The sequence below is a fragment of the Spirillospora sp. NPDC046719 genome (assembly GCF_040645715.1).
In the GTDB taxonomy this organism is placed as follows: domain Bacteria; phylum Actinomycetota; class Actinomycetes; order Streptosporangiales; family Streptosporangiaceae; genus Spirillospora.
This window is the reverse complement of record NZ_JBEYYT010000472.1, coordinates 1-6,947: the sequence shown is the minus strand read 5'-3', so window position 1 is coordinate 6,947 and position 6,947 is coordinate 1. Positions and strand designations below refer to the sequence as shown.

Sequence of the window (6,947 nt, the reverse complement as noted above, 5' to 3'; positions counted from 1 at the left end):
CCCGGTCAGGCGGCGCCCCGTCAGGCCGCGCCGTCAGGCCGCGCCGTCAGGCGGCGTGCTCGGCGAACATCGCGACCAGCCCGTCGGGCGCGTCCGGGGCCAGGCACCGCTCCAGGCTCTCCGCCGAGTCCGCCGCCGCCTCGCGCCCGCGCGCGAACATCACCGCCTCGTAGGCGGCCAGCGCAGCCTCGACGTCACCGGGATGCGCGGCGATCGCCTCGCCCAGCTCCGCGCCGTCCAGCATCGCCAGGTTCGCGCCCTCGCCGGCGAACGGCGACATCAGATGCGCCGCGTCCCCCAGCAGCGTCACGCCCGGCACCCGGTCCCAGCGGTGCCCGACCGGCAGCGCGTGGATCGGCCGCGGCACCAGCGGCCCGTCGGCGTCGGCGACCAGCGCCCGCAGACCCTCGTCCCAGCCGCCGAAAAACTCCAGGACCGCCGCCTTCGCCGCCGCCGCGTCACCGAAGTCGACGCCCGCCGCCCACTCCGGCGCGACCCGCAGCGCCGTGTAGACGTGGACGCCGCCGTCCGGCTCCCGGTGCGTCAGGAACCCCCTGCCGTCGCCGAGCGCGAACAGCATGCCGCCGCCGGCGATCCGCGCGGCCCGCAGATGGCGGGCGTCGGCGTCGCGCAGGTCCGACTCCACCATGACCACCCCCGTGTAGGCGGGGACCGCGTCCGACACCAGCGGCCGGATCCGCGACCACGCCCCGTCCGCCCCCACCAGCAGGTCCGTGGTGAACACCGCCCCGCCGGAAAGGCGCACCTCGTGGCGGCCGCCGCCCAGCGGCCGCGCCCCCTCCACCTTCGCGCCCCACCGCACGGTCCCCTCCGGCAGCGAGGCCAGGAGCAGGTCCCGCAGCGCGCCCCGGTCCACCTCCGGACGCCCTCGCCCGCCGTCGTCGTCCTCGGCGAACCGGACGCGGCCGCCGCTGTCGAGGATCCGCATCTCCTCCCCGCCCGCGTGCACCAGCGGCAGGAACCGCTCGTGCAGGCCCGCCGCGCGCAGCGCCCGCTGCCCCGACTCCTCGTGAATGTCGAGCATGCCGCCCTGCGCGCGGGCGTCCGCCGAGGCGTCCAGATCGAACACGGCCGCCTCGATCCCGTGGACGTGCAGGACCCGCGCCAGGGTCAGGCCGCCCAGGCCCGCCCCGACGATCGTGACCGGCTCGTGCGCCCGCCGCTGCGTCCCGTTGCCGTTCTCCCTGTTGATGCCGTTCATGGTGTCCTCCCGATGTCGTCGTGGTCGTCCGGTGCGGGGGTGCGCAGGATGCCGGTGATCAGCGCCTGGAACCCCCACGACAGCCGCTGCCGCGGCGCGCCCGACAGCAGCGGCCCCGCCAGCGCCGCCAGGTGCGGGCGCCTGCCGGGCGACGCGCCGCGCAGCGCCGCCACCAGCGCGTCCCAGTCCCCGGCGGCGTCGGCGTCGGCGTCGCGGGCGGACTGCTCGGCCGCGGTGGCCGTCGCGTGCTGCAGCAGCACGTCCACCCCCCAGGCCGCCTGCCCCGGCGACGCGCCGCCCTCGATCAGCAGCCCCAGCAGCCGCTCCACCAGGTCCAGGTAGTTCTCGCCGCTGGGCCGCGCCGCCAGCGCCGACCGCGCCAGCCCCGGATGCTCCATCAGCATCGCCGTGTAGGAGGTCAGTACCGCTTCCAGCCGCTCGGCGAACGTCCCGGACGCCGGCGGCGGCGCGACCGTCCCCAGCAGCTCGTCCAGCACCGCCGCATGCAGCTCCGCGGTGTTGCGGACGTACACGTACAGCGACGCGGGGCCGGTGTCCAGCTCGGCGGCCAGCCGCCGCATCGTCACCTTCGCCAGGCCCTCGGCGCGCACCAGCCGCACCGCTACCGCGACGATGCCCTCCCTGGTCAGGGCGGGTTTGGCGGGACGCTCGCGGCGGCTGCGCGGCGCGCCGCCCGCAGGTGGATCGACTGTCATGCCCACCACCCTACACGAACATGTTCGTTCCGAACAAGTTCGTAACGAACATGTTCGTCGCGAGGTGCACGGCCCCCCTCGCGCGCCGCCCGGTTCACGGCCCGGTCAGCGCGGGCGGACGGCCGCCGTGACGACGTGGCCGCTCACCCCGAGCAGCGACGGCACCGACTCCACCGCCCGCAGCGCCTCAAGGACCGTCTCGCGGTCCTCCTCCAGGAGCTCGTCCAGGCCCCCGAACAGCCACACCGCGCCCTCCAGCCCGTAGGAGCGGGCGCCGGGCAGCCCGGCGTCGGCGAACTCGCGCGGCGGCTCGTCCGCCTCGTGCAGGTAGGCGGTGGTGAACCCCATGTCGGGCGTGGCGCGCAGCACACCGGTCTCGACCGAGGCGTCCACGATCGCGCGCTTGCCCCGGTAGCGGCGCTTGCGGAGCATGTCGTGCAGCGCGGCGTGCCGCCCGATCGTCGCCGCCGCCACCACACCGCCCGGCCGCACGGCCCGTGCCGCCTCCCGCAGCGCCCGCACCCGGTCGGCGCGCTCCACCAGGTGGTACAGCGGGCCGAGCAGCAGCACCGCGTCGGCGGACGCGTCGGTCACCGGCAGGTCGCGGGCGTCGCCGAGCCGCGCGGACACCCCGGGGATCCGCGACGCCTGCTCCACGTGCAGCGGGACCGGATCCACCAGCTCCACCGCGTACCCGTCGGCGGCCAGCCACTCGGCGTGCACCCCGGAACCGCCGCCGACGTCGACCACCCGCGCCGGCGGCGCCGGCAGCAAACGGCGCAGGACGTCCTGGGTCCGCCACAACTCCAGCCGCCCGCCGCCCTCGCGCAGCCGGCGGTCCTCCCCACCGCGCTCGTAGTAGCGCAGAACATCGCGATCCATGCCGCCGAGGCTCCCCGCCTCGTCCCCGCGCCCGCAAGCCATTAAGCGGGGGACGCCAGGCGGGCGCCGGACGAGGCAAGGGCCGGTGTCAGAGAGCCGGGTGTCAGGGGGCGGTGGGGCGGGGGTGGGCGTGCTCGGCGGTCACCGCGTCCAGCAGCCCCGGGAACACCGCGTCGAACTCCTCGCGGCGCAGCGCGTTCATGCGGGACGTGCCGACGTAGTACTGCCGGATGAGGCCCGCCTCGCGCAGCACGTGGAAGTGGTGGGTCGCGGTCGACTTGCTGACCGGCAGGTCGATCGCGCCGCAGCTCAGGTCCGCGCCCGCCGCGTCCAGCTCGCCGACGATCCGCCGCCGCACCGGGTCCACCAGTGCCTCCAGCACCCGCTGCAGGCCGACGTCCCGGACGTCGGGATGCGGCGGGACCCGGTCCCGCCCGCCGTCGCGCACCGCCGCCATGTCCACCTCCCGCGCGCCCATCGTACGACGAACGTCGAAGTACGGCGACCATCAAAGTACGACAGCCATCAAAGTTTGACAGCGGTCGTACTTTCGGGTTGGGTGATCACCCCGGGGCGGCGCGCGGCGCCGCCCGCCGACGCGGAAGAGGCGATGCGCGATGACCACCACGGTGCGGTTCCACGAGCTCGGAGGCCCGCAGGTGCTGCGGCTGGAGGACGTGGAGACCGGCGAACCCGGCCCCGGCGAGCTGCTGGTCCGCGTCGAGGCCATCGGCCTCAACCGCGCCGAGGCGCTGTTCCGCGCCGGCGACTACATCGAGCCGGTCAAGGCGTTCCCCGCCCGCCTCGGCGCCGAGGCCGCCGGGACCGTCGAGGCCGCCGGCCCCGGCGTCACCGGCTTCCGCCGGGGCGAGCCGGTCAGCGTCGTCCCCGCGTTCTCGATGAACGACTACGGCGTCTACGCCGAGAAGGCGATCGTCCCCGCGGCCGCCGTGCTGACGCGCCCCGAAGGGCTGGACGCCGTCGGCGGCGCCGCGGTGTGGATGCCGTACCTGACCGCCTACGGGGCGCTGGTGGAGGTCGCCGGGATGCGCGCCGGCGACACCGTCGTCCTGACCGCCGCCTCCAGCAGCGTGGGCCTGGCCGCGATCCACGTCGCCGTCCGCGCCGGCGCGCGGCCGATCGCCGTCACCCGCAGCCCGGGCAAGAAGGACGCGCTGCTCGAGGCCGGTGCCGCCGAGGTGATCGTCAGCCGCGGGGACGACGTCGCCGCGCCCGTCCTGGACCTGACCGGCGGACGCGGCGCGGAGCTGGTGTTCGACGCCGTCGCCGGCCCCGGCGTCATCGACCTGGCCAGGGCCGTCGCGCCCGGCGGCACCCTCATCGAGTACGGGGCGCTCAGCGGCCGGACGACCCCCTATCCCGGCTTCGAGCTCGGCATGCCCGCGCTGAACATGCGGACCTACACCCTGTACGAGACCACCCGGGACCCGGCGCGGCTGCGCCGCGCGGAGGCGTTCGTCGCCTCCGGCCTGCGCAGCGGCGCGTTCGCCCCCGCCGTCGACCGCGTGTTCGGCCTGCGGGAGATCGTCGAGGCGCACCAGTACATGGAGGCGGGCGCGCAGGTCGGCAAGATCGTCGTCACCACCGGCGACTGACCGCCCTCCCCCCCCCGGGCTCGTGTGCTGGAGACCAGGGGACCGGGGACCGGCCGGCTGCCGGGACGCGGCGCCGGCCGGGCTCGGACCGGTCAGGCGTTCGCCGGTCAGGCGGGGACGCCGGCGAGGCTGCGCGACAGGTGCGCGTACACCTCGTCCCAGAACGCCACGTGCTCGCCGATCTCCCGGCGCGCCGCCGCCAGCATCAGCGCCTCGTCGGCGAAGTAGCCGTTGACCAGGATGTCCCACAGCGCCGCGAACTGCCCCGGGCCCTTGGTCTCGTGCAGGGTGAGGAACTCCAGCCCCGACACCACCCCGTAGTGCTCCGCCAGCGCGTCGAGAACGACCCGGTTGCGGACGGGGCTGGCGATCTCCCGGCCCGCCAGCGCCGCGACGGCCTCCGCGCCGTCGGCCCCGGGGGCCAGGAACCGCGCCGGGAACGACTCGCAGTAGGCCGCGGTCACCGGCAGCGGCTCCACCGACGACGGCCGCTCCACGCCCAGCGCCCGCAGCATCCGCACCGCCAGGCCGTGGTGGTCGCCGCCGACCTCCTCCGCGATGTGCTCGGTCAGCCCGGTCAGCACCCGGGAGGCGTCGAACTCGGTGCCGAACGCCGGGCTCTTCACCACGCAGACGCCGAGCCACCGATGAAATTGGTTCCGCCACAGGTAGTACTGGCCGAAAACGTCGCGGACCATCTCGGCCGGTGCCTTTCCCGTCCGCAGGTCCGAAAAGAACACGCTGCCGTCCAGCGTTCCGACGGCATGGGCGAGCAGGTCGGCCGATACGGCGGATCCAGCGAGCGAGGTCATGATTCTCCAATGATCTGCGGCCATTTCGTTCCCGTCATCGCCGCACGTCGAGGCGGGGGTTCGACGGTTTTCCACCCGGCGGCGGGCCCGCCGGGGACACCCCCGCGGACGCGCGATGCGACGCGCTAACAGCAGAACCTAACCGACGTTCAGCGCGCGCCCAATATCGCCTTCACCGGTCCATTACCGTCGCCGCCGCGACACCTTGCACGACCGCGCCGCCGTATGGTAGTTCCGGCTCCGAACGGAACGTGCTGCGCCTTTATCGGAACATCCCGCGCCCCGCGCGTTTCCGCCGCGCCCCCCGCGCCCGGCGCCCGGGCCGATACCGCCCGGACCGGTGGCCGGATCCGGCCGTGAGAATCTCACAGAACGCGGCGTCTCACGCGATACGCGGCGTCTCCGGTCGCAAACGGACCACGTCCGGCCACCGCGCCCTGGACCGCCTCCCGGGCGCCGCCCGCCCCGGGCCGGCCGCTCAGGCGACCGCGCGGAGCCGGTCGTCCAGCTCCTCCAGGTCGGCGACGAACCAGACGTGGTCGCCCGCGTTCGACTCGCGGACCAGGGCGCGCAGCGCCGGGCTCGCCGCCAGGTGCCCGGAGATGTCCCCGACGACCGCCAGCCGCAGCCGGTAGTTCACGAACTTCTGCATGACCTCGCCCGCGAAGCGGGTGCCGAGCGAGAAGAACCGCTCGTCCAGCCGCGCCGCCGGCACCGCCACCACCTGCGCGCCGAGGAACACCGCCCCGATCAGGTCGAGGGCGTCCCGCTCGGTCGCCACCGGCGGGCCGTCCGGGTCGCACATCAGCACCTGCACGCCCGCCCGCGCCCGCACCTCGTCAGGCACCGCCGGCCTCCCGCCCGGCCCCGGCCGCGCCGCCGCCAGAGCCGCGGTCGTCCAGGACGCCGCCGTCCAGCACGGCCTCGATCAGCCGCAGCACCTCCGCGGTGTCCGGCACCCCGCCCAGGATCACGATCTTCATGCGCCTCCGCTCCTCGTCGTGGACGGTCTGGACGCGCAGCGCGCCCCCGTCCCCCCGCCCGGTGTTCACCCCGGCCAGCACGAACGTGGCGAGCCGGTCCGCGGCGGCGCGCCCGACGCCGTCGATCTGCACGATGCTCGACGCCTCCGCCCGCCCCGCGCCCCCGCCCGGCCCGTCCTGCGCCGGGCGGGGACGCCCGGTCAGCGCCTCCAGCGCCGCCACGGGGATCCGGTACTGCTTGCCGATCCGCACCGCGTCCAGGCGCCCGGCCCGGATGTAGCCGCGCACCGTCCGCACGTGCAGCCCGAGAAGGTCCGCGACCTCCTCGACCGAGTACATTCGCTCCTCCATCACTCCGCAAACTACCCTATTGAGGGAACGATAGGGAAGTTTGCGGAACATAAACAGGTGGTGGTGGAGGTGGGGGCGGGCGATAGCGTGGCGCGCGGACGCGAGGCGGCGGCCCCCGCGTCCCGCCCGCGCGCGCGTCCCGCCGCGCCGGCGTCCCCGAGCCGCCGATGGGGGAGCGATGACCGGCGGGCAACGCGGAACCGTCACCGTGCTGACCGGGCCGTGCGGCGCCGGCAAGAGCACCGTCGCGCGGCTGCTGGCCGCGCGGCTCGCGCCGAGCGTGCGGCTGCACGGCGACGACTTCTTCGCCTTCATCGCCCAGGGCGCGATCCCGCCGCACCTGCCCGAGGCGCACCGGCAGAACG

9 protein-coding genes are annotated in these 6,947 nt (G+C 75.4%); 2 read left to right on the top strand and 7 right to left on the bottom strand.

The genetic code is table 11. The features are described 5' to 3' along the window. Positions 1 to 46: 46 nt before the first annotated feature. The 4 genes from ABZ914_RS43410 to ABZ914_RS43395 form a co-directional block, all read right to left on the bottom strand. Positions 47 to 1,222 carry an FAD-dependent oxidoreductase gene (locus tag ABZ914_RS43410; RefSeq protein WP_500200599.1) on the bottom strand — a complete coding sequence of 392 codons (1,176 nt, stop codon included), beginning with the start codon at positions 1,220 to 1,222 and terminating at the stop codon, positions 47 to 49. Next, complete coding sequence (locus tag ABZ914_RS43405; RefSeq protein WP_500200598.1) at positions 1,219 to 1,938, bottom strand: TetR/AcrR family transcriptional regulator; 720 nt, start codon at positions 1,936 to 1,938, stop codon at positions 1,219 to 1,221. The genes ABZ914_RS43410 and ABZ914_RS43405 overlap by 4 nt, the downstream gene beginning before the upstream one ends. 105 nt (positions 1,939 to 2,043) lie before the next feature. Continuing rightward, positions 2,044 to 2,820, bottom strand: a complete 777-nt coding sequence (locus tag ABZ914_RS43400) for a class I SAM-dependent methyltransferase (RefSeq protein WP_500200597.1) — start codon at positions 2,818 to 2,820, stop codon at positions 2,044 to 2,046. Positions 2,821 to 2,923: 103 nt separating this feature from the next. Further along, on the bottom strand, positions 2,924 to 3,298 hold the full coding sequence (locus tag ABZ914_RS43395; RefSeq protein WP_500200596.1) for an ArsR/SmtB family transcription factor: 375 nt from the start codon (positions 3,296 to 3,298) through the stop codon (positions 2,924 to 2,926). Between the two features lie 139 nt (positions 3,299 to 3,437). Between ABZ914_RS43395 and ABZ914_RS43390 the strand changes: the two genes are divergently transcribed. Beyond that, positions 3,438 to 4,436 (top strand): zinc-dependent alcohol dehydrogenase family protein, encoded by a 999-nt coding sequence (locus tag ABZ914_RS43390; RefSeq protein WP_500200595.1) that lies wholly within the window; start codon positions 3,438 to 3,440, stop codon positions 4,434 to 4,436. 107 nt (positions 4,437 to 4,543) lie between these two features. On the opposite strand, the gene ABZ914_RS43385 is transcribed toward ABZ914_RS43390, so the two are convergent. The 3 genes from ABZ914_RS43385 to ABZ914_RS43375 form a co-directional block, all read right to left on the bottom strand. Continuing rightward, entirely contained in the window at positions 4,544 to 5,248 is a 705-nt protein-coding gene (locus ABZ914_RS43385) for an iron-containing redox enzyme family protein (protein ID WP_387018669.1), read from the bottom strand. Between the two features lie 478 nt (positions 5,249 to 5,726). Further along, positions 5,727 to 6,095: a DUF4180 domain-containing protein gene (locus tag ABZ914_RS43380; RefSeq protein WP_500200594.1), complete on the bottom strand. Its 369-nt coding sequence runs from the start codon at positions 6,093 to 6,095 to the stop codon at positions 5,727 to 5,729. Continuing rightward, entirely contained in the window at positions 6,088 to 6,582 is a 495-nt protein-coding gene (locus ABZ914_RS43375) for a helix-turn-helix domain-containing protein (protein WP_500200593.1), read from the bottom strand. Before ABZ914_RS43375 ends, ABZ914_RS43380 begins: the two co-directional genes overlap by 8 nt. Before the next feature lie 178 nt (positions 6,583 to 6,760). Here ABZ914_RS43375 and ABZ914_RS43370 point away from each other — a divergent pair. Further along, on the top strand, positions 6,761 to 6,947 hold a 187-nt coding region (locus tag ABZ914_RS43370), incomplete at its 3' end, for an ATP-binding cassette domain-containing protein (RefSeq protein WP_500200592.1).

Bases quoted from the DNA above. Each gene is read 5' to 3' on its own strand.
- ABZ914_RS43410 (WP_500200599.1), bottom strand. From the start codon at position 1,222: ATGAACGGCATCAACAGGGAGAACGGCAACGGGACGCAGCGGCGGGCG.
- ABZ914_RS43405 (WP_500200598.1), bottom strand. From the start codon at position 1,938: ATGACAGTCGATCCACCTGCGGGCGGCGCGCCGCGCAGCCGCCGCGAG.
- ABZ914_RS43400 (WP_500200597.1), bottom strand. From the start codon at position 2,820: ATGGATCGCGATGTTCTGCGCTACTACGAGCGCGGTGGGGAGGACCGC.
- ABZ914_RS43395 (WP_500200596.1), bottom strand. From the start codon at position 3,298: ATGGGCGCGCGGGAGGTGGACATGGCGGCGGTGCGCGACGGCGGGCGG.
- ABZ914_RS43390 (WP_500200595.1), top strand. From the start codon at position 3,438: ATGACCACCACGGTGCGGTTCCACGAGCTCGGAGGCCCGCAGGTGCTG.
- ABZ914_RS43385 (WP_387018669.1), bottom strand. From the start codon at position 5,248: ATGACCTCGCTCGCTGGATCCGCCGTATCGGCCGACCTGCTCGCCCAT.
- ABZ914_RS43375 (WP_500200593.1), bottom strand. From the start codon at position 6,582: ATGGAGGAGCGAATGTACTCGGTCGAGGAGGTCGCGGACCTTCTCGGG.